Origin of the sequence: Oribacterium sp. P6A1 (assembly GCF_000702885.1) — a bacterium.
Taxonomy (GTDB): domain Bacteria; phylum Bacillota; class Clostridia; order Lachnospirales; family Lachnospiraceae; genus Oribacterium.
The window spans coordinates 264423-285483 of record NZ_JNKO01000002.1 but is presented as its reverse complement, the minus strand read 5'-3'; the positions used below and the strand labels follow the sequence as shown (position 1 = coordinate 285483).

The window sequence follows — 21061 nt, the reverse complement described above, 5'->3', positions numbered from 1 at the left end:
TATCCCCTTCAATCGGATAAAATCACCATTTGAGATTATATATGACTATATTTTTTTAGTAAAGTGCACTTCTTGATGTAAACGGTTACATTTTAAAAAATTTTTCAGCGTTGCCGAAATGCCTTAGAAATTCTAAGAAAAATCGAAGAATATCTAAGGTTTGTTTTTGCGTATTTTATGAAAATTATTTCCATAACGCGTTAGTGAGAAGAATGAACGTCCAACACCCGTAAATATCAAAAATTACCTCCCTTAAATCCAATAAAAAAAATCAAACATCCTTATTTCTTTTTCTCCTTCATTTTATTTCACTCGGAATCAATATCACTTTAATTCTTGTTTTAATTCTTGTTTTAATCCACTGTCCTTATATACCTTTTATCCAAAGTTCAAAGTCACAAAAAAGCTGATGTTTTCTGTCCTTTACAGAACAAAAAACATCAGCCGTATCAATCATAAATCAGACCTTGAATCTGTACCCCACTCCCCAGATGGTTTCTATATACTGGGGCTTTGCGGTATCCATCTCAATCTTTTCCCTGATCTTTTTGATATGTACCGTGACTGTAGCTATGTCACCCACCGAATCCATCTTCCAGATTTCCTTAAAGAGCTCGGCTTTTGTATATACATGGTTGGGATGAGATGAAAGGAAGTATAAAAGATCGAACTCCTTTGTAGTGAAGACCTTCTCCTCGTTCCCCACCCAGACACGTCTCGCGGTAGGATCGATCTTGAGTCCCCTGATCTCTATCATATCATTGCTTTCTTTTCCGTTACCTATGAGCCTCTCATATCTTGCCAGATGTGCCTTGACTCTGGCCACCAGTTCAGAAGCCGAGAAGGGCTTCGTCATATAATCATCCGCTCCGAGTCCAAGACCTCTTATCTTATCTATATCATCCTTCCTTGCAGAAACGATGATGATAGGTATATCCTTAATTGCACGTATATCCTTGCAAACTTCAAATCCATCCCTGCCCGGAAGCATGAGATCAAGTATGATGAGGTCGAAATTCTCTTTCAGAGCCTTGTCCAGACCTTTCTCTCCATCTTCTGTGATAGTTACCATAAAGCCTGAGAGCTCCAGATAATCCCTCTCAAGTTCTGCGATGGACTGCTCGTCCTCAACTATCAGGATCTTCTTTTTATCCTCATCCATTTACCTGTACCTCCTGAATACTTCGAATATATTTGCGAAGAACAAAATGTATCGTTGTTCCTTCTCCTTCCACGGAAGATGCCCAGATCCGGCCTCCGCTGTCCTCAACTATCTTTTTAACTATGGAAAGCCCGATTCCCGAGCCGCCCTTCATTGAATTTCTGGAACTGTCCGCTCTGAAAAATCTCTGGAATATATACGGAAGGTCTGTCTTTGCTATGCCCTTTCCGTTATCCTGAAGATTGACCTGTATAAAATCACCCGCATCTTCAAGGTTCAATGCTATCTTCTTTTCATCCTTATCCATATATTTGACAGAGTTTGAAATGATATTGTTAATAACCTTTCTCAACTGCTCAGGGTCTGCAATCATTTCTACCTCATGATCTATACTGTTGCTGAACTCAAACTCAATGCCCTGAGACTCCATATCCAGTCCGATCTCGTCCGCACAATCCTGAAAATACTCCTGTACCCTCATGTGCTGAAAATCATAGGGTATCTTGTTGGACTCTACCTTAACATAGTATCTCAGCTCATCTATGAGCCTGTCCATATCATTGGCTTTGATATTGATAGTCTGGATATACTTCTTCTGCATCTCCGGACTTTGGGCTATTCCGTCAAGAATCCCCTCTGAATAACCTTTGATGGCAGTAAGCGGTGTTTTCAGATCATGCGCTATGTTAGATATAAGCTCTCTGTTTGCATTGTCATTCCGGATTTTTTCATCCTGGGTTTCCTTTAGTCTCATGCGCATTTCGTCAAATGCCTGCATCAGTTCACCGAATTCATCATTGGTCTCTGCTTCAAGTGTGAAATCCAGATCCCCCGACTCTATCCTTTTCGCCGCCGCCTTAAGCTCATCCACAGGCTTCACTATACCCATATATATCCAGCAGATAAAGAAAAGACCTGCGACAATAAGTGTCATCATGTTCATGCTCATGGTTGTATATCCCTTGAACATAAGATACATCAAAATCAAGGGCAAAATAGTACTGATGCAAAAGCTCACGGCTACCCGCCCCATAAGTCCTACATGCTTCATGGCACATCCCCTCTACTATCTATATTTTCGTCTAATTATACCATATCTATTACCCCTATTTTCAAAAGAAAACCCCTGTTTATACAGAAAAATCCGGTATGAACCTATAGTTCATACCGGATTGATGCTTATATCAATATTTCATATAAGTCCTACGAATGGCTTCGCTTGCGCTTCCGCCATGCTGCAGATAACCTGAATCTGCACTTAGAACGCAAGCTTCTCCTCGAAGTAGCTCTTAAGCTGATCGATAGGGATACGCTCCTGCTTCATGGAATCTCTCTCACGGATTGTAACACAGTGATCGTTCTCTGAATCAAAATCGTATGTTACGCAGTAAGGTGTTCCGATCTCATCCTGTCTTCTGTATCTCTTTCCGATGTTTCCTCTGTCATCGTACTCAACATACCAGTACTTGGCAAGCTCGTCATGGATAGCCTGTGCACCCTCGGCAAGCTTCTTTGAAAGCGGAAGGATACCGATCTTTACAGGTGCAAGAGCCGGATGGAAATGAAGTACTGTTCTCTCATCACCGCCCTCAAGCTGCTCTACATCGTATGCAGCGCAAAGGAATGCAAGAGTTACACGGTCTGCACCGAGAGATGGCTCTACTACATATGGAATGTAATGCTCGTTTGTCTCATCGTCAAAGTATGTCATATCCTGACCTGAAACCTCTGCATGACGTCCGAGGTCATAATCGGTTCTGTCAGCGATACCCCAAAGCTCGCCCCATCCGAATGGGAAGAGGAACTCAAGGTCTGTTGTAGCCTTTGAGTAGAAGCTGAGCTCTTCCTTCTCGTGATCTCTTGCACGAAGCATTTCCTTAGGCATACCGAGGCTCAGGAGCCAGTCCTGACAGAACTGCTTCCAGTATGCGAACCACTCAAGGTCTGTATCTGGCTTGCAGAAGAACTCAAGCTCCATCTGCTCGAACTCTCTTGTACGGAATGTGAAGTTACCCGGAGTGATCTCATTACGGAATGACTTTCCGATCTGTCCGATACCGAATGGAAGCTTCTTACGTGATGTTCTCTGAACATTCTTGAAGTTTACGAAGATACCCTGTGCAGTCTCCGGACGGAGATAAACTGCATTCTTTGCATCCTCTGTTACTCCCTGGAAGGTCTTGAACATAAGGTTGAACTGACGGATACCTGTGAAATTATGCTTACCACAAGTTGGGCACTCTACCTTGTTGTCTTCGATGAATTTCTCCATCTCTTCGTTTGACCAGCCGTCTACAGAACCGTTAAGCTCCATAGCATTCTGAGCCGCAAAATCCTCGATGATCTTGTCAGCACGGAATCTCTCATGACATTCCTTACAATCCATAAGAGGATCTGAGAAAGAAGCAAGGTGTCCTGATGCGATCCAGGTCTGTGGATTCATAAGTATAGCGCAGTCAATGCCTACATTATACTTTGACTCCTGAATGAATTTCTTCCACCATGCCTTCTTTACGTTGTTCTTTAATTCAACGCCGAGATTTCCGTAGTCCCATGTATTTGCAAGACCACCATAGATCTCAGAACCCGGATAAACAAATCCTCTTGACTTTGCAAGGGAAACGATAGTGTCCATTGTGTATTCTTTTGCCATTTTTTCCTCTTTCTGCCGCCGGAGTGCGGCTAAGAATAAAGTGTATTGTTTTCCCGCTTACGCGTTACTCCCAACTATACATCCGACGCGGCGAAAAATCCAGCAAAAGATTACTTCTGATCCGTCACTCCTCTGCCGTATCCGGTCTGCTTTACTGCTTATTCAGACTGAAAGAAACCGGCATGATACGTAAAGGACAATGCTGACCGTATTTCACACCACGGTTTAAACCTTTACTTCAACGTCTTCAATATCTCCAGTGATCTGAAGTTGTGGGGAATTACACCATGAAGCAGCCTGTCAACATTATCCGCGAACTCTGAAAGAACCTCTTCCTTCAGCGTAAAGGTGTAAAGCTTCATCACCGGTGTTTCCAGAACAAACTGCCACGCAAACCGGCAGGCCTGGGAACAAGGCAAAGGAGGTTCCTCCGTATACTCACCGTTTATATACATTATTCGGAGTTCATAGATCCTCCGGACGAGTTCATTGGACAGATTCTCATTGAGTATGGCCTTCAGTGACAGATATATGAGATTCACCGTTTCTTCCGCCTCAAGATTCTCCTGAGAGATATAATCCGCAAATTCAAGAATGTATGATCCGTAGCAGGCATTCACGAGATCAGAAGCTATCTCTTCAAAATAATTGTTCACCTTCACGTGTCTCAGATTATAGCCGCTCCTGCCCTTTGTGACATTGAAGGTACCAAATACAAAATTCCTTGTACCCGCCATAAAGGAAGAACCGGGTTTTTTGGCGCCGGCAGCCCATACAGTAACCTTGCCGTATTCATTTGTCAGTACAGAAAGTCTTTTATCAAAATCGCGGGATGGTGCTGAAGTAAGCACCACCCCGTGAAGTTCCAGTTCATCCCTCATCCTTTAGGTTTCATCCTTGTAACCGTAATTTTTCAAAAATGTATCCGAATCTCTCCAGTCCTTGCGAACCTTTACAAAAAGCTGGAGGTTTACCTTCTCCTCCACCATCTTCTCAATCTGTATGCGGGCTCCCGTTCCTATTCTCTTCAGCATGGAACCTCCCTTACCGATAATGATTCCTTTATGGGCATCCCTCTCACAGACTATAGTCGCCTTGATATCCCAGAGTCCGTCGTTTCTCTGGTGCATCTGGTCAATGAGAACCGCAATTCCATGAGGAACCTCATCCTGAAGCTTACGAAGTGCCTGTTCACGTATGAGCTCTGCGGCAATTTCTCTCATGGTCTGGTCTGTTACGGTATCCTGATCAAAATAGCGTGGTCCCTCAGGAAGGTACTTGAACACAGCCTTCTTGAAACCTTCGATGTTCTGGGCTCTTGCGGCTGAAAGCGGAACGATCTCGTCGAATTCCATGAGAGACTTATACTTCTCTATGGCAGCATCCAGCTCCTCAGGTTTTTCCTTCATGGTATCTATCTTGTTCACCACCAGAATCTTAGGCTTGCTGGAGGCTTTTATGACCTCTGCTATATGCTGCTCACCGGCGCCGATATAGGTTGTGGGCTCCACAAGCCATACGATTACATCCACATCCTGCAGAGTCTTCTCCGCAACATTATCCATGTACTCCCCAAGCTTGTTCTTTGCCTTATGTATACCCGGTGTATCAAGGAAAATGATCTGACCTCTCTCATCATCATAGACCGTCTGAATCCTGCCTCTTGTAGTCTGAGGCTTGTTGGATACGATAGCTATCTTCTGTCCGATGACATGATTCATAAGTGTTGATTTGCCAACATTAGGTCTTCCCACCAGCGCAACATATCCTGTTTTGATTTTTTTATTGCTCATTATACCGCTCTCTCTGTTCAAACAATTCCTTCCCGAAGACAACATCCCCGGGAAGGAATCAAACTTACTTAAAAAGCTCCTCTGTTGTGTGGAACTTATCTTTATTTTCCTCAATAAGCTGACCGTTTCCTATGGTGCAGGCAGCTCCCTTTTCGAGGATAGCCTCCATATAATCGGAAAGCTTTCTGATGTCCTCTTCTTTTGTCGCCAGCACCTGGTCACGCTCCTTCTGAAGCATATCATTGGACACCTTTGATACGAAGGCACTGACAGTAAGCGCTGCCTTTGCTGAATTTGTTCTCGGTGTGTCCATCTCGGAGATGGCGCCTATGATGTACTTGGTCATATCCCTCTCAGAAGTTGTGAAGCTGCGAACATACTCAGGGAGTCCCTGATATATGTCCAAAGTCTCCTTGAGATGAGGATCTCTGTAGGATACAAAATATCCTTCTCCCGATCTTCCGAAGCCTGACATGCAGCCGTATGCTCCGCCCTTGACTCTAAGATTCAGCCACAGATACTGATAGTTAAGAATCACCTTCAGAACTCTGAGACTTCCTGTATAAGGAAGCTTCTTTATATCAAAAAGTCCGGTCCTTGCAACATAGTTCACCTGTGAAGGGGTCTTGAAACCCTCGTTGAGATTGCCGGTAAGTTCTATCTGAGGTCCCTCTGAAACCTTCTCTCCCTTATATGGGCGATAGTCCTTATCAAGCTTTTTGCTGTTCTCCTGCTTCTTCAGAGCGCCGGAAGCGAAATTCTTTATGAATCCCGGGAAATCCTTACTGAAAGCTTCATAACCCTTCTTCTCTGCGGCAATGGAAACAAACATGTTCTCAACACGGAAAAGCTTGTCGGAAACTTCCCAGAGCTTTCTCACCAGTTTCTTAGGATCCTTCCTGAACTCATCAGATATCCTGTTGATGAACTGATAGTAGCCTATGCCCCCTGTAAGGTCTGAATATCTTCCTGTACCTGAGAAATATGAGGTTGCCCTGTTCACGGCAAAACTGTGGCTGGCACCTTCAACCCTCATACGCTCTCTTGAACGTGTCTCATTGAGGATTTCCTGCATACGCTTTCTGTCCTCAAACTTTGTTGTATGAAGTATCTCATCTATGATGTCAAATCCGAAGCGGAAGCCGTCATAAAGAAGTTTTATCTCCACACTGAAAATGCCTGTATACCTTCCGTAATTACTTATATCAGGATATGCATTGGTATCAAAATTGATGCCTCCTGCATTTAAAAGGATATCAGATGTGAGATCCTGGAAAGTATGCTTCTCCGTATCCATGTAACCGAGTACCGTCTTCAGGAATCCGGCATAAGGAAGCTCTTCCTCTGTAAGTGTCGAGGTATTGAAGTTAAATCTTAAATATGCGATTCCCCGGGTGTTAAGCTCAGTGTTTACAACCAGAGTATCGGAAAGTCTGTTTTCCTTCCAGTCAAACTTATCAGCCTTCCTGTTTATATCGCTGATGCTTAAGAGGGGAAGCGTATTCAGAGCCTCTTCACTTGTAGGCTCCGCCTGATACTCCTTCAGCATCCTTGTGTCTGAAATACACTTCTTTATCTCCTCAGGAGTCATCTTTGCCTTAATATCGGAAAGCTTTTTCTTAAGCTCCTTCTCACGCTTCTCTGTAAGTCCCTTTTCAGGAGTAAGGATGACCATGGCAGAATGATCGTTATTTAAAAGATACTTCTCGATGAGCTTCTCGAAATATCCCTTTTCTACATCTTCCCGGAGCTCCTTATAAAATCTGTCGCACTCAAGATACTCCCATGGCTTTCCACCGTATAACCAGGTATCAAGAGAAGTCAGGGAATAAACCAGTCCCTTGGGAGTACGACCGTAATCAGCCTCTCTGTACTGAAACTCATCATGGTTTATTGCCGCAAGAAGGGTCTTCTTATCAAGTCCCTCCTTCACCAGCTTCTTCAGAGTGCTGTTTATGATCTCAAGGAATCTTTTCTTTTCCTTCTTTTCCGTTCCCTTTGCTGTAACCGTAAAGTAGGGCTGCTTTATTCCGTCCTGGAAACCGCCGAAGATATCCTCTCCTATTCCCGCGTCCACCAGGGCCTGTTTAAGAGGTGCACCCGGTGATGAAAGAAGTGCATAGTCAAGTATATCAAACGCAAGGTTAAGCTTATTGTCCACTGCGTCTACAACTACATTCCATGAAAGATAACTGTTGTTCTCAAGAGATTCATTGTCACCTATGGAATAGGATATCTCCTCCTCATGCATCTTTCCGAAGGGCTTTTGGAATGCAATGTCGGAATTCGGCTCGATGGCGTCGTACTTTGAGAGGTATTCCTTATCAAGCCACTGAAGCTTCTTCTCCATATCCATATCGCCGTAAAGGAAGATATAGGAATTGGAAGGATGATAGAAACGGGCATGGAACTCCTTGAACTTATCGAAAGTAAGATCAGGGATATTCACAGGATCTCCGCCGGATTCATTGCCATAGGTGGTATCCGGGAAAAGAGCATGCATGATATATCTCTCAAGAACTGACTCGGGATTTGAGAACACGCCCTTCATCTCGTTATATACCACACCGTTATAGATGAGATCGGATTTCTCGTCCTCCATTTCATAATGCCAGCCTTCCTGCAGCATGATGCGTGGATCCTTAACGGAGTTCGGATGAAATACCGCATCCATATAGACATTCATCAGATTGTCAAAATCCTTGTCGTTTCTTGAAGCGATGGGATAAACGGTTTTATCCGGGTATGTCATTGCATTTAAGAATGTATTTAGTGATCCCTTTGCAAGCTCTACGAAGGGATCCTTCAGCGGGAATTTATCAGATCCGCAGAGTACGGAATGTTCTGTGATATGAGCAACACCTGTGCTATCCTCTGCAGGAGTACGGAACGCAATACCAAAAACCTTATTGTCGTCATCGTTCTTCATGGTGAATATTCGGGCACCGCTCTTTTTGTGTCTGTAGAGTCTCGCATCTGTAGACAGCTCATCAATTCGTTTTGTCTCAATCAGCTCATAGTTCTTCATAAGCCGTTCTCCTCTCAGTCAACCCCTTATATTTCGTCGTGCGAAGGGCCGACGCTGTGCAACAGTTCCCGGTGGAACCTGCCGTTTCTTGTTTTAAATATTACCTATCAGTCTGTCCTTGAAAAGTGCCACCGCTTCTCTGGTTGCAAAATGAACCAGCATAAGCTCATCTGTTTTCGCGGCCATAGGGCAGGCATCCGGGACGCCGTACTTCTTCGCTATCTCTCCGGCACGGAATAGATTGAATTCCGATGTTATGATTCCGATAGATAACGGACGGTCAACTCCTATGATTATATCATCTCCCGGCAGATTTCGCTTCTCCATGCTGTTATTATGTCTCACTCTGTTAGCCAGCATCTTCTGTTCATGATCCTGCCTGATGGTCCTTAACGAAAATCCTACTTTTTCCTGAGTTGAATCAGAATAGAACTCAAGCAGCAGATTTTTTTCCGGAACCCCCGCTTTTATCATGTAATGATACATGACCGTGGCCTCCGTGCTTTTGTCATAATCGCTTCTGCCTCCGGAAAGCACAAAAATCGTGTTAGGATTCTCTTCCGAATACTCTATCGCCCTGTCCAGTCGTCTCTTAAGCGACTTGGAGATCTTATTGTCCACAAGATCTGTACCCATCACTATAACATAATCCAGATTCTTCTGTTCCAGGGTTTTGGCATTGCCGAAAATAATCAGAAGAATCACTGCCAATGTACCTACCAAAAGTCCGTAGGTCGTAAATGCAAATATAAAAGGGCTTAAATTTATTTCTTTCTTTTCCCTGTTTTTATGTTTTACATATCTTACAAGACTGAACATCATAAAGTTGATTAACGCAAATAAGGGCCAGAACCACATAAATGCGGTCAGCCCATGATTTACGAATATCACTGCGTCATACGCAAGTGATGCTATTCCTATTGCTATAAAGATAAGTTCCATTCTGTTCAGTCAACACCCGAAAGCAAAATGCCTGTCATAAGACCGCATTTGTTTCGGATGTTTCCTTTCTGTTTAGTCAACATCTACCTTTTCAGCTGTTTCTTTTCTGATAATGTCTCCGGCAGCCGGCTGTACTGAGAATTTCACCTTGATCTGCTGGCATGCATGAGGGCATGACTCCTGAGGAACATCTGTCTCAGCGTCACGGATCTCCAGAACCTCAATAGGGATATCCTCTCCGTTCGGCTTCATGATTTCGATGGTCTCTCCCACAGAGAACTTGTTCTTCTGCTCAAGATAACACCATCCCTCGGAATCTGTATCCCTGATGGTTCCGAGATAAACCGAGCCTGTAACATAAGTGTTGTTATCATAGATGTGATCCTCTGCTGAAGGCTTGCCATAGTAGAATCCCGTAGTGAATTCACGATAGGTACACTTTGCGATCTCGGACTTGTACCATTCCATGTTGGCACGGTACTTCTCTTCGCTCTCCTTGAGATCATCCAGAGCCTTACGATATGTTCTGGCAACTGTCGCAACATAAAGAGCGGTCTTCATTCGACCCTCGATCTTCAGGGAATCGATACCTGCATCAATAAGCTCAGGTACATGCTCGATCATGCAGAGATCCTTTGAATTGAAGATAAAGGTTCCTCTGTCATTCTCATAGATCGGATAATACTGTCCCGGTCTCTTTTCTTCAACGATATTATACTTCCATCTGCATGGATGTGTACACTCTCCGCGGTTTGCATCTCTTCCTGTAAAGAAATTACTGAGCATGCAGCGTCCGGAATATGACATGCACATAGCACCGTGGATGAAGGCCTCGATATCAAGTTCCTCAGGAATATGCTGTCTGATCTCCTTTATTTCCTTCAGGCTCAGCTCTCTTGCACATACCACACGCTTTGCACCCATCTTCCACCAGAAAAGGAAGGTCTCATAGTTAGTATTGTTGGCCTGGGTTGAGATGTGAATTTCGATGCTTTCCGGCAATGTCTCCTTTGCGATCATGAACATACCCGGATCGGCTACAAGAACAGCATCGATTCCTGTTGTGGAAAGCTCCTTGAAATATTCACGGGCATCCTCCATATCACCATTATGTGCCAGAATGTTCGCAGTTACAAACACTTTTACATTTCTCTCATGTGCATAGGCTACACCCTCACGGATATTCTCTATGCTGAAGTTCTTGGCATTGGCACGAAGTCCGAAGGCTTCTCCGCCTATATATACTGCATTGGCACCATAATTGACTGCCACCTTAAGCACTTCCAAAGATCCTGCAGGGATCAATAACTCTGTTTCCTTTAACATTCTTTCTCCTCTTTATAACTCAAATTAAGGCACTTATACCTGTCATCGTTTAACACTGACGGATATTCCGTCTCCATCGGTCAGTATTGCAGTCTCCAGACACTCATTATGTTTGAGCTCAAAAAGATACTCTCTCATTCTGGTGTGAATGGTCCTGTCTCTTCTCTCCACCTGATAGCGGCTGTTTATGATACTGCCCTCCTGAAGTATATTGTCACTGAAAAGCACCGCTCCCCGGGGCATCATACTAAGGATATCAGGAAGCCAGTTAATGTACTGACCCTTTGCGGCATCCATAAAAATAAAATCAAATTGTCTTCCCGACTCCGCGAAGCTCTTTATAACCTTCCCCGCATCATCGTTTATAAGATGAATCCTGTCTCTGTAAATACTTCCGGATATATTCTTTGTTGCCTCTGTAACTCTGGGCTCATAGTTCTCTATGGTGATTATCTCACTATCCTCATCCATAACAGAAGCCATGGTCAGGGCAGAGTATCCTACGGCAGTACCTATCTCCAGTATCCTCTTTGGACGGAGCATAGTTACAAAACATTTAAGAAGCGCCGCCGTTTCATCCCTTATGATGGGGACTTCCGCTGCAAGCGCTTCTTTTCTGACTTTATCCAGAAGCGCACTCCGATCAGGTTCAAGTGAACGTATATAATTCACCAGTCTCTCGTTTGCAATCAAAGTTTCACTTCCTGTTTTTCATCAATTCTCTGCGGCACTTCCGGCAGAAGCATTGCCTCCTGCATACTGCTGCTGTGCAGCGCTTTCAGCCGCCTGTGACTCGAGAGCTGCATTTGCAGCATCCTGAGCAATCATATTTTCATCCTCGGTTCCGCCGATAACCTCTATTCCGTTTTCCGTTTCCATAGCCGCTGTTGTAGCCGCCTCGGCATCCACAAGATTCTTCTCCATGAGCTCACGGTTCTTCTTTCCTTCCTGAGTGAAGTACTGGATCAACTCCACCTGAGTCATGGCCTTGCTGATGGTATAAATGCCCGGAACATAGTCAGCCTCATAAAGCTTTGACTGAACCTGAAAAGCGGTAGTGTTATCGATAAATCCGCCCTTCATAAGCTCTTCGGCGATGTCCTCCACCGTCTGGTCATCTGTAATGACAAACTCCACCTCGGGAGACTTCTCTCCTCCCATGGCGTGATCATATAAAAGGCCATGGCCGTAGCTGTATGCCGCTCTGACACCGTTCGTCAATGCATAAACCAAAAGTGCTATCACTATAACACGCCATGCAAGTCCTATGAGAAAGCTTGCAACTCTCTCCAGAGTATCCTGCCCCATCTGTTAAACCTCCATGATGATCGGAAGAATAACTGGATTTCTCTTGATGCGCTTCCAAAGGAAGTCACTGAGAGAATCCTTGATTATATTTTTGATCTTGCCCCAATCATTGACATGACGGACAAGGCAATCATCAACCGCATCCTGTACATGTACCCTTGCCTCTTCCATAAGATCTTCCGACTCACGTACATAAACAAATCCACGGGAAACAAGATCCGGTCCCGCAAGCAAATGTCCGGAATACTTTTCAAGTGTAAGTACCACAACGATGATACCGTTCTGAGCCAGATTCTGACGATCCCTGAGAACAATGTTTCCCACATCTCCAACGCCGAGACCATCTACAAATACTCCGCCGGCCTGAACATGTTCCTTTACCTCGGCCTTGTTCTTTCCATCCTTTGAGGAAAGTTCAAGAACATCACCGTTTTCGATAAGGAGACAGTTGTCCTTATTGACTCCCACAGCCTCGCAGATCTTTGCGGCAGCCATACGGTGATGATACTCACCGTGAACAGGAATGGCAAATTCGGGCTTCACCAGTGAATAGAGAAGCTTCAGATCATCCGCGCAGGCATGTCCCGACACGTGAGTATCCTGAAGAATAACCTGTGCATGAAGCATGCAAAGCTCATTGACTACCTTATCAACAGCCTTCTCATTACCCGGAATCGGATGTGATGAAAGAACCACAACATCATTCGGCTTGATGCGGACCTTACGGTGCATACCGCTGGCCATACGGCTTAGAGCCGCCATGGACTCACCCTGTGATCCCGTTGTGATAAGAACAGTCTGTTCATCAGGATAGTTTTTAAGCTGATCTATATCTATAAGTGTTCCCTCGGGAATGTCTATATAGTTAAGTTCCGATGCAACGGTAATGACATTGACCATGGAACGGCCTTCAACCACCACCTTGCGGTCATGCTTGGCTGCAGTGTTGATAATCTGCTGAACACGGTCCACATTGGAAGCAAAGGTCGCAACTATGATGCGGTTCATCCTGTGCTCTGCAAAAATACGTTCCAGCGTCACACCAACAGAACGCTCGGACATGGTGGATCCCGGCTTCTGCGCATTGGTGGAATCGGACATCATGGCAAGAACTCCCGACTTACCAAGCTCGGCAAAACGCTGTAAATCAATAGGATCTCCGAATACCGGAGTATAGTCCACCTTAAAGTCACCTGTATGCACAATGGTTCCCGCAGGTGTAAAAATGGCAAATGCCGCCGCATCCTGAATCGAGTGGTTGGTCTTGATGAATTCAACCTTAATGTCTCCGAAGTCAACAACGCCTCCGAAAGGCACTACATTCATGTCTATAACCTGATCCAGACCGTTTTCCTTAAGCTTATTTTCAATGAGCGCCATGGTGAGTCTGGTTCCGTAAACAGGAGCCTTCACCTGCTGAAGTACATACGGAAGAGCTCCTATATGATCCTCATGTCCATGAGTGATGACGAAGCCTCTTACCTTGCTGATATTGGCCTTTAAATATGTGATATCAGGAATTACCAGATCGATACCCAGCATATCTCCTGACGGGAATGCAAGTCCGCAGTCAACGATGATAATACAGTCATCTGTTTCGAAAGCGGTTATGTTCATTCCGATCTGATCAAGTCCTCCCAGAGGAATGATCCTTACCTTACCGTTCTTTTTCCCGGCTGCATCAGCCTTCTGTCTCTTTCTTCTGCTGTTATTGCCGCTTCTCTTTTCAGCGGGAGCCTCAAGAGCTGCCGCACCTTCCGAAGCCTCTTCCGTCTTCACGTTTTTCCTGTTCTGTCCGGAAGATCTTCTCCTTGAAGGCTTTACCTGGGACTTTTCATCTGTCTTCAGGGCTTCTTCAGAAGACACCGCTTCTTTAGCCTCTTCAGCCGCCTGACCTTCAGCCGGCTTTCTTCGTGTCGTTCTTCTCTGGGGTCTGCGTGAACGCTTCTCACCTGCGGAAGCAGCCGTATCCTTCACTTCAGACTCCATAACTTCTTTTACTTCTTTATCTGTATTACTTTTCAATCGTTATACCTTCACCTTCCAGGAGTGCTGAGAAAACCTGCATCAATGCTTCCGATTCCTTCTCATCAACAAACTCATAATCCGCTTCCGCATCTTCCGGGCCGGACACGTCCTTCATGACATAACATTCTCCGTCCTCACCCTCAGGTGCATCTGTAACAAGAATATAATTAACTCCCTGAACCGTAGTCTCTTCAAGAATCTCCAGTTCGATATTCCCATCATCTGATTTTAATCGGATAGTATTTTCCATTTCCTTCTCCTAACTCCAATATATTTTTATAGACAGGCTTCAGCCTCTCAAATACTGTTCCAGAATCAACTGTGCGGCCACCTGGTCGATAACCCTTTTCTGTTCGCTTCTTTTTACGCCGCTTTCGTCGAGTATCTCGGCAGCCTCCATAGTCGTAAGCCGCTCATCCTCAAACTCAATGGGCACCGATACCCTGAGCTTAAGCTTTTCCGCAAATTCTCTTGTAAGCTTAGCCCGGTCTCCCTCGGTGTCGTTCATATTCAGAGGAAGTCCCAATATGATTTTTTCCACATCATTTTCCTCTACTATCTCCTGAATCTCCTTCAGCGTCTTTCGAAGCGCCGATTCCCGATCTCTTATGATAGTTTTCAATGGTTGTACAGTGATGCCCATGGGATCTGTTATGGCAACACCTACGGTCTTTGACCCGTAATCCAATCCTAAAATTCTCACCTGATGTCTCCAAATACAATAAAAGAGCCTGCCTAAATGGACAGACTCTCAATAGATACACAAATTACTTGCTGAGCTTTGCCTCAACATAAGTTTTCATAAGCTCCTCAAGGATTTCATCCCGCTCCACCTTCATAATAAGACTGCGGGCGCCCTTGTGGCTTGTGATATAAGTAGGGTCACCAGACATAATATAACCCACGATCTGGTTTATGGGATTATAACCCTTTTCAGTCAATGCCTCATAAACCCGGGTCAATACCTCTGTAACATCCAAGTCGTAATCCTGCATCGGTCTGATAATCTGTGTACTGCCTAAATCGTTCATATTGTCACGTCCTTTTAATAACTTAACTAATTTTATAACATTTATATAGGCATTGCAAGTACGCATGTCTCACAGAAATCTCTACCCTCTGCCCTTATTATTTGTCCGATTTTACTGTCAGGGGTACAGTTTTCTGTAAGCGGTACCAAATACCGCACATAACTTCTGTTGTAGCCCCGCAAATATTTTATTCCGTTTATTTCCACCACTTCTTCGGGAATCACTTCATCGGAAATCCCTATGAATCTACTTCTGAACTCCCGGGATTTAAGCTCATCAAGCTTTATGAGCCTTTCGGATCTAAGGGACTTTATCTTATCAGGAACCTGCTCCTTCATCCTGTCTGCCGCCGTTCCCTGACGTCTGCTGTACTTAAAGACATGAAGTTCATAAAACCCTATCTCATCTATAAACCTGTAGGAATCTTCAAAATCCTCATTACTTTCCCCCGGAAAACCCACTATAACATCCGTCGTTATAGCCGCGTTATCCCATGCCTTTCTGATGATAGAAACGGATTTCCGGAAATCTTCGGTAGTATAATGTCTGTTCATTGCCTTAAGGGTTCTGTCACAACCGCTTTGAAGAGAAAGATGAAAATGCGGGCATACCTCAGGAATCCTCTTCAGCTCTTCCACGAAGCTTTCGGTTATGATACGAGGCTCCAGGCTGCCCAGTCTCACTCTCTCAACCCCCGGAACAGCGGCAACACTCCTTATAAGCTCCAGCAAATGCTCCGACGGAATATCATTATCCATGGCATATTCGTAATTTGTGTCGTCAAAATCAAGACCATAGGAAGAAAGATGTATTCCCGTAAGAACTATCTCATGATATCCCCGTCCCGCAAAATCCCTGACCTCTCCTACCGTACTTTCCAAAGACCTGGATCTTATACGGCCACGCACAAGAGGTATAATGCAGTAAGAACAGAACTGATTACAGCCATCCTGCACCTTGATGAACACTCTTCCTTCATCCTCTATCTCTCCGGTTCTGAGCTCCTCGTAGTGCCGCTCCTTCGAAATGTCATTTACATGGCCCGGGATCCTGCTTTTGAAGTTTCGTCCATCTTCCAAAAGATTGTTTTCCGTCCATCCGGCTTTTGGAAGTTCCATCTGTTTTTTTGCAAATGTCTCTGCAGTATCTTCACTATCGGGATTCTCATCTTCTGCTGATCCGGTTCCTGCAAAAAGAGATGAAACATTCTTGTTCCCGCCAGGTTCATAATACTCTTCCAGTGCGGAAACGATCCGGCTTTTCCCGTTGTTTCCTATAAGTATATCAACAGCCGCATCCTCTTTAAGCTCTTCCGCCCTCGCCTGAACATAGCATCCGACTGCGATCACCACCGCCGAAGGATTCATGGCCCGGGCCTTATGTATCATCTGTCTGGATTTTCTGTCTGCAATATTGGTAACCGAACAGGTATTAATGATATATATGTCCGCCGCCGAATCATCCCATGACACTATCTCCGCTCCTGCCGCTCTAAGCTCAGCCGCCATGGCCTCCGCCTCGTATGAATTAACCTTACAGCCCAGGTTATGCATGGCTGCTCTCTTATTTTTCAAATTCATCTGATTCTTTTTAATTTCCTTAAAATATATATGTATAATCCCCGGAAAATGTCCCGGTTTCAGGGGGAAAACCTTTGACATTCTATTGACTTTTGAAGTTTCTTGTTGCTAGAATTATTGTACAGTAAGTTTGTAATTACTTATTTAATAAATAAATAACATATTTAAGGAGGATTTCATCGTGAAAACCGTACGTATCTCGCTTAATTCCATCGATAAAGTAAAATCATTCGTCAATGAGCTTGTAAAGTTCCCTGATGTTGATTTTGACCTTGTTTCCGGCCGTTATGTAATCGATGCAAAGTCCATCATGGGTATCTTCTCACTGGATCTTTCAAAGCCTATCGATCTTAACATCCACGCCGATGCAAATCGTATGGAAGAGATCCTTTCAGCTCTGACACCTTACATCATTTCAGAGTAATCCATATCGTAGCATTGCAACGATGAATTAACAAGTGGCAAATGAGTGCGTGTTTTCGCGCACTCATTTTTTTCGCAATAAAGAAAAGGAGTTCTATGCAATACCAAAGCTTTCTTATCAAGTATGCAGAGATAGGCACAAAGGGAAAAAACCGTTATGTGTTTGAGGATGCCCTTGTCCATGACATCCGTAAAAAGCTTGAACGCGCAGACGGCGATTTCAAAGTATATCGCGAGCGCGGACGTATCTATGTAACCGTAAAATCAGAAACCTACGACTATGACGAGACCATCGACGCTCTTCAGCATGTTTTCGGAATTGTTTCCATCTGTCCTATGATTCAGATGGAGTCAACCCATGAATATCGTGAGCTTTCAGACAAGGTCCTTGAATACTTCTCCGAGGTTTACGGAGACCGCAAGCTCACCTTCAAAGTAACCACCAGACGTGCGGACAAAGAGTTCCCTATGCAGTCAAACGAGGTTGATGCCGAGCTCGGTCACGACATCCTTGAAAAGTTTAAAAACACCTCCGTTGACGTACACAAGCCAGAGGTAACTGTCCACGTCGAGATACGTCAGTTCATAAACATTTATTCTGAAATCCTTCCGGGCGTAGGCGGTATGCCTCTCGGAACAAACGGAAAGGCCATGCTCCTTCTTTCCGGAGGAATCGACAGCCCTGTTGCCGGTTATATGATCGCCCGCCGCGGAGCCATCATAGAGGCTACATATTTCCACGCTCCGCCTTACACATCAGAGCGTGCAAAGCAGAAGGTTGTGGATCTTGCCAATGAAGTAGCTCTCTACTCAGGTGCCATCGCTCTTCACGTTGTAAACTTTACAGATATACAGCTGAAGATTTACGAGAAGTGTCCTCACGAGGAGCTCACCATCATCATGCGCCGTTACATGATGCGTATAGCAGAGGCTATTGCAGAGAAGCGCGGATGTATCGCGCTTATCACCGGCGAGTCCATCGGTCAGGTAGCAAGCCAGACCATGCAGTCTCTTGTTTGCACAAATGAAGTATGTACTCTCCCGGTATACCGGCCTGTCATCGCCTTCGACAAACAGCAGATTGTCGAGGTTTCACAGAAGATCGGAACATACGAGACTTCCATCGAGCCTTTCGAGGACTGCTGCACCATCTTCGTTGCAAAGCATCCTGTAACAAAGCCACTTCCTGAGAAGATCAGAAAGTCCGAAGAGATAGTATATGAGGAGATGCTTCCTCTGGTTGAAAAAGCCGTTAATGAAGCCGAGCTCATCTGGTGTGACGGAAGAAAGCACTGATCAGCAAATTAATATTGATTTATACAGAAAATGCAAGGGCGTACGCCCTTGCATTTTCTTTACTATATGAGCCGAAATCAAACATTCGGTATTAAGTTTATTACTTCTTCCGGGCAGTCACATTCACCCACTCGCCCTGATGGTTCACTTCCAGAACTTCCCAGATATCCTCATGAGCCTTGAATGCATCAAGCACCTCCTGCTCACGCTCATTGAGTATTCCCGAAGTGATGAAAAGCCCATCCTTACGAAGCAGCGGTCCCACCTCTCCGGTGAGAAGCACGATAACAGGCGCGAGAATATTGGCTACAACGATATCGTACTTTTCGAGACCCATCTTAGACTTCACATCCTCATCACCGATAACATTGCCGACTATCATATCAAAACTGCTGTCAGGAAGCCCGTTGGCTTTCAGGTTATCATGTACAGCAGGTACTGCTTCTTCGTCGAGATCTGTTCCGTAGATATGACCGGCTCCGAGCTTTAAAGCCGTAATACCGAGGATTCCCGAGCCTGTTCCTATATCGGCAACTTCATCTCCATCCTTCATGTACTTCTGAAGCTGGCATATACAAAGCTGTGTAGTTTCATGCATACCTGTTCCGAATGCTGTTCCCGGATCTATCTCGATAAGAAGCTTGTCCTTATGCTCCTCCGGAACTTCTTCCCAAGTGGGCTTGATGAGGATATCTCCTACTGTAAACGGATGGAAAAAGGTCTTCCAGTTATTGATCCAGTCCTTATCCTCCGTTTCTGAGGTGTCGATAGTTCCCTCACCCACTTCGCAGTAGTTTCTCATATCAGCAATCATCTCTTCCACTTCCTGAAGGAGCTTTTTAAGCTCAGCGGGAGTGTATACATTGGAAGTATTGGGCATGTAGCTCGCATCAACCGAAGGATCCTCCATATATTTTTTTGCTTTTTCGATTCTGTCCTGCTTATCTTCAGGTGACAGAACCTCAACATAGAAGCTCACATCCGCTTTTCCGTCATCCGGACCGATATCAGGAAGAATATCTATAAACATTCCCTTGGTGTCCTCCTCGGAAAGAGGGATTCTGTCCTCTATCTGAACTCCGTCAAGCCCAAGATCCGCAAGATTAGCACTAAGGATATCCTCAGCCCCGGTTGTTGTATGAATAGTAAATTTTCTCCAAACCATGTTAAAACCTTTCTCTCATCCTATAACTGTTGAATCTTGAATGTACCCAAGAAAAACTGATAACTCCAGTCATTATCATGATGAACGTTTCAAAAAAGATATGTTGATGCAGTGTGAGTCATCAAAATCTGGTGAATCTTCTCAGTACCGGAACAAGCTCCTTCAGAGCCTCCATACAAAGATCTACCTCTTCCTTCTCATTGAACATACCGAAGGAAAATCTTATAGTGGAATCAAGAAGCTCCTGCTTAACTCCTATAGCCTTAAGGGTTCCGGAAATTCCCGGATGGTTTGACGAGCATGCAGAGCCGGAGCTTACATAGATCCCCTTCTCCTCAAGTGCATGAAGAAGTACCTCAGCACGAACCTTCTCGAAGGACACAGATACTATATTAGGGGCCGATGCATCTCCCATCTCTGAATTAACCGTTACACCTTCTATCTTTGATACTTCCGAAATGAAGTAATCCTTTATATCCTGTATTTTCTTTATCTTCGCATCATGATCCCTGTAGGCCATCTCCGCCGCAAGTCCCATACCTGCGATTCCAGGAACATTATGGGTTCCCGAACGCATGTCCTCCTGCTGTCCGCCTCCGTATATAATAGGACGAAGTTTTATCTTCTCATCTACATACAGGAAGCCCACGCCCTTAGGTCCATGAATCTTATGTCCGGAAACAGAAAGCATATCAATATTCTGCTTCTTCGGACGGATAGTAAGTTTTCCGTAAGACTGGATGGCGTCGGTATGGAACCAGGTATTGGGATTACATTCCTTTACTATCCTTCCTATCTCTTCCACAGGCTCTATGGCGCCGATCTCGTTATTCACATGCATGATGGAAACAAGTATGGTATCGGGACGGATGGCCGCCCTAAGCTCCTCAAGATTTATATGTCCCCTGGAATCCACCGGAAGATATGTTATCTCATAGCCAAGCTCCGCAAGCACGTCAAGCGGCTTATAAATCGCAGCGTGCTCAACCTGTGAGGAAATTATATGCTTTCCCTGCTTACGCTTTGCAAAGGCAGTTCCGAAAACTACAGTGTTGTTGGACTCTGTTCCGCCGGATGTAAATATTATCTCTCTTGGTTTTACCTTCAGGGTATCAGCCACCTGCTGACGGGCATTACGGAAAATTTTCTCCGCATCGAAGCCCTTTGTGTGCTTGGAAGAAGGATTACCGTAATCCTCCTCCATAATCTTCTTCATTAGCTCAACCACCTCGGGATACACCCTTGTGGTTGCCGAATTATCAAAATAAATTTCTCTCATTATCTTCCCTGCTCTATTAATTCAATGTCTATGTCTCAAGGATTTCC

The 21061-nt window shown here is 44.7% G+C and carries 19 protein-coding genes; 2 read left to right on the top strand and 17 right to left on the bottom strand.

What is annotated here, in order from left to right:
* Positions 1–460 precede the first annotated feature (460 nt).
* The 15 genes from T515_RS02545 to mtaB all read right to left on the bottom strand — a co-directional run bounded on the left by T515_RS02545 (position 461) and on the right by mtaB (position 16779).
* Positions 461–1162, bottom strand: a complete 702-nt coding sequence (locus T515_RS02545) for a response regulator transcription factor (RefSeq protein WP_036607129.1) — start codon at positions 1160–1162, stop codon at positions 461–463.
* Positions 1155–2213: a sensor histidine kinase gene (locus T515_RS02540; protein ID WP_036607128.1), complete on the bottom strand. Its 1059-nt coding sequence runs from the start codon at positions 2211–2213 to the stop codon at positions 1155–1157. Before T515_RS02540 ends, T515_RS02545 begins: the two co-directional genes overlap by 8 nt.
* Before the next feature lie 207 nt (positions 2214–2420).
* Entirely contained in the window at positions 2421–3815 is a 1395-nt protein-coding gene (locus T515_RS02535; protein WP_036607127.1) for a glycine--tRNA ligase, read from the bottom strand.
* Between the two features lie 233 nt (positions 3816–4048).
* Positions 4049–4696 (bottom strand): DNA repair protein RecO, encoded by a 648-nt coding sequence (recO, locus tag T515_RS02530; protein WP_036607125.1) that lies wholly within the window; start codon positions 4694–4696, stop codon positions 4049–4051.
* Positions 4697–4699: 3 nt separating this feature from the next.
* Positions 4700–5611 carry a GTPase Era gene (gene era, locus T515_RS02525; RefSeq protein ID WP_442950145.1) on the bottom strand — a complete coding sequence of 304 codons (912 nt, stop codon included), beginning with the start codon at positions 5609–5611 and terminating at the stop codon, positions 4700–4702.
* A 61-nt stretch (positions 5612–5672) separates the two neighbouring features.
* The gene (locus T515_RS02520; RefSeq protein ID WP_036607124.1) at positions 5673–8636 is read right to left on the bottom strand and encodes an insulinase family protein; all 2964 of its coding nucleotides are present in this window, start codon (positions 8634–8636) and stop codon (positions 5673–5675) included.
* A 93-nt stretch (positions 8637–8729) separates the two neighbouring features.
* Positions 8730–9578: a YdcF family protein gene (locus tag T515_RS02515; RefSeq protein ID WP_036607122.1), complete on the bottom strand. Its 849-nt coding sequence runs from the start codon at positions 9576–9578 to the stop codon at positions 8730–8732.
* A 72-nt stretch (positions 9579–9650) separates the two neighbouring features.
* Positions 9651–10904, bottom strand: a complete 1254-nt coding sequence (locus tag T515_RS02510) for a peptidase U32 family protein (protein WP_036607121.1) — start codon at positions 10902–10904, stop codon at positions 9651–9653.
* Between the two features lie 42 nt (positions 10905–10946).
* The gene (locus T515_RS02505; protein ID WP_036607120.1) at positions 10947–11597 is read right to left on the bottom strand and encodes an O-methyltransferase; all 651 of its coding nucleotides are present in this window, start codon (positions 11595–11597) and stop codon (positions 10947–10949) included.
* 21 nt (positions 11598–11618) lie between these two features.
* The gene (locus T515_RS02500; RefSeq protein ID WP_051671353.1) at positions 11619–12212 is read right to left on the bottom strand and encodes an endolytic transglycosylase MltG; all 594 of its coding nucleotides are present in this window, start codon (positions 12210–12212) and stop codon (positions 11619–11621) included.
* Positions 12213–12215: 3 nt separating this feature from the next.
* Positions 12216–13829: a ribonuclease J gene (locus T515_RS02495; RefSeq protein WP_442950144.1), complete on the bottom strand. Its 1614-nt coding sequence runs from the start codon at positions 13827–13829 to the stop codon at positions 12216–12218.
* Between the two features lie 397 nt (positions 13830–14226).
* Positions 14227–14490, bottom strand: coding sequence for a DUF1292 domain-containing protein (locus T515_RS02490; RefSeq protein ID WP_036607118.1), 264 nt, complete (start codon positions 14488–14490; stop codon positions 14227–14229).
* A gap of 39 nt (positions 14491–14529) precedes the next feature.
* Positions 14530–14943, bottom strand: coding sequence for a Holliday junction resolvase RuvX (gene ruvX / locus T515_RS02485; RefSeq protein WP_036607116.1), 414 nt, complete (start codon positions 14941–14943; stop codon positions 14530–14532).
* A gap of 64 nt (positions 14944–15007) precedes the next feature.
* Complete coding sequence (locus T515_RS02480; RefSeq protein ID WP_036607269.1) at positions 15008–15271, bottom strand: IreB family regulatory phosphoprotein; 264 nt, start codon at positions 15269–15271, stop codon at positions 15008–15010.
* A 41-nt stretch (positions 15272–15312) separates the two neighbouring features.
* Positions 15313–16779, bottom strand: coding sequence for a tRNA (N(6)-L-threonylcarbamoyladenosine(37)-C(2))-methylthiotransferase MtaB (gene mtaB, locus T515_RS02475; protein WP_442950143.1), 1467 nt, complete (start codon positions 16777–16779; stop codon positions 15313–15315).
* A 253-nt stretch (positions 16780–17032) separates the two neighbouring features.
* On the opposite strand from mtaB, the gene T515_RS02470 reads away from it, so the two are divergent.
* Entirely contained in the window at positions 17033–17275 is a 243-nt protein-coding gene (locus tag T515_RS02470; protein ID WP_036607114.1) for an HPr family phosphocarrier protein, read from the top strand.
* A gap of 95 nt (positions 17276–17370) precedes the next feature.
* A complete protein-coding gene (gene thiI, locus T515_RS02465; protein WP_036607112.1) occupies positions 17371–18570 on the top strand; it encodes a tRNA uracil 4-sulfurtransferase ThiI in 1200 nt (399 codons plus the stop codon).
* A 100-nt stretch (positions 18571–18670) separates the two neighbouring features.
* On the opposite strand, the gene prmA is transcribed toward thiI, so the two are convergent.
* Positions 18671–19735, bottom strand: coding sequence for a 50S ribosomal protein L11 methyltransferase (gene prmA, locus T515_RS02460; RefSeq protein ID WP_036607109.1), 1065 nt, complete (start codon positions 19733–19735; stop codon positions 18671–18673).
* A gap of 121 nt (positions 19736–19856) precedes the next feature.
* Positions 19857–21014 carry a cysteine desulfurase family protein gene (locus tag T515_RS02455; RefSeq protein WP_036607107.1) on the bottom strand — a complete coding sequence of 386 codons (1158 nt, stop codon included), beginning with the start codon at positions 21012–21014 and terminating at the stop codon, positions 19857–19859.
* Between the last annotated feature and the right edge of the window lie 47 nt (positions 21015–21061).

What these genes read in the sequence shown, in the direction of transcription:
- T515_RS02480 (WP_036607269.1), bottom strand. Translation starts at nt 15,271, where the DNA reads ATGAACGATTTAGGCAGTACACAGATTATCAGACCGATGCAGGATTAC.
- T515_RS02515 (WP_036607122.1), bottom strand. Translation starts at nt 9,578, where the DNA reads ATGGAACTTATCTTTATAGCAATAGGAATAGCATCACTTGCGTATGAC.
- mtaB (WP_442950143.1), bottom strand. Translation starts at nt 16,779, where the DNA reads ATGGCGGCTGAGCTTAGAGCGGCAGGAGCGGAGATAGTGTCATGGGAT.
- T515_RS02490 (WP_036607118.1), bottom strand. Translation starts at nt 14,490, where the DNA reads ATGGAAAATACTATCCGATTAAAATCAGATGATGGGAATATCGAACTG.
- prmA (WP_036607109.1), bottom strand. Translation starts at nt 19,735, where the DNA reads ATGGTTTGGAGAAAATTTACTATTCATACAACAACCGGGGCTGAGGAT.
- T515_RS02520 (WP_036607124.1), bottom strand. Translation starts at nt 8,636, where the DNA reads ATGAAGAACTATGAGCTGATTGAGACAAAACGAATTGATGAGCTGTCT.
- T515_RS02540 (WP_036607128.1), bottom strand. Translation starts at nt 2,213, where the DNA reads ATGAAGCATGTAGGACTTATGGGGCGGGTAGCCGTGAGCTTTTGCATC.
- T515_RS02535 (WP_036607127.1), bottom strand. Translation starts at nt 3,815, where the DNA reads ATGGCAAAAGAATACACAATGGACACTATCGTTTCCCTTGCAAAGTCA.
- T515_RS02455 (WP_036607107.1), bottom strand. Translation starts at nt 21,014, where the DNA reads ATGAGAGAAATTTATTTTGATAATTCGGCAACCACAAGGGTGTATCCC.
- T515_RS02500 (WP_051671353.1), bottom strand. Translation starts at nt 12,212, where the DNA reads ATGGGGCAGGATACTCTGGAGAGAGTTGCAAGCTTTCTCATAGGACTT.
- T515_RS02510 (WP_036607121.1), bottom strand. Translation starts at nt 10,904, where the DNA reads ATGTTAAAGGAAACAGAGTTATTGATCCCTGCAGGATCTTTGGAAGTG.
- T515_RS02545 (WP_036607129.1), bottom strand. Translation starts at nt 1,162, where the DNA reads ATGGATGAGGATAAAAAGAAGATCCTGATAGTTGAGGACGAGCAGTCC.
- T515_RS02495 (WP_442950144.1), bottom strand. Translation starts at nt 13,829, where the DNA reads ATGAACATAACCGCTTTCGAAACAGATGACTGTATTATCATCGTTGAC.
- thiI (WP_036607112.1), top strand. Translation starts at nt 17,371, where the DNA reads ATGCAATACCAAAGCTTTCTTATCAAGTATGCAGAGATAGGCACAAAG.
- recO (WP_036607125.1), bottom strand. Translation starts at nt 4,696, where the DNA reads ATGAGGGATGAACTGGAACTTCACGGGGTGGTGCTTACTTCAGCACCA.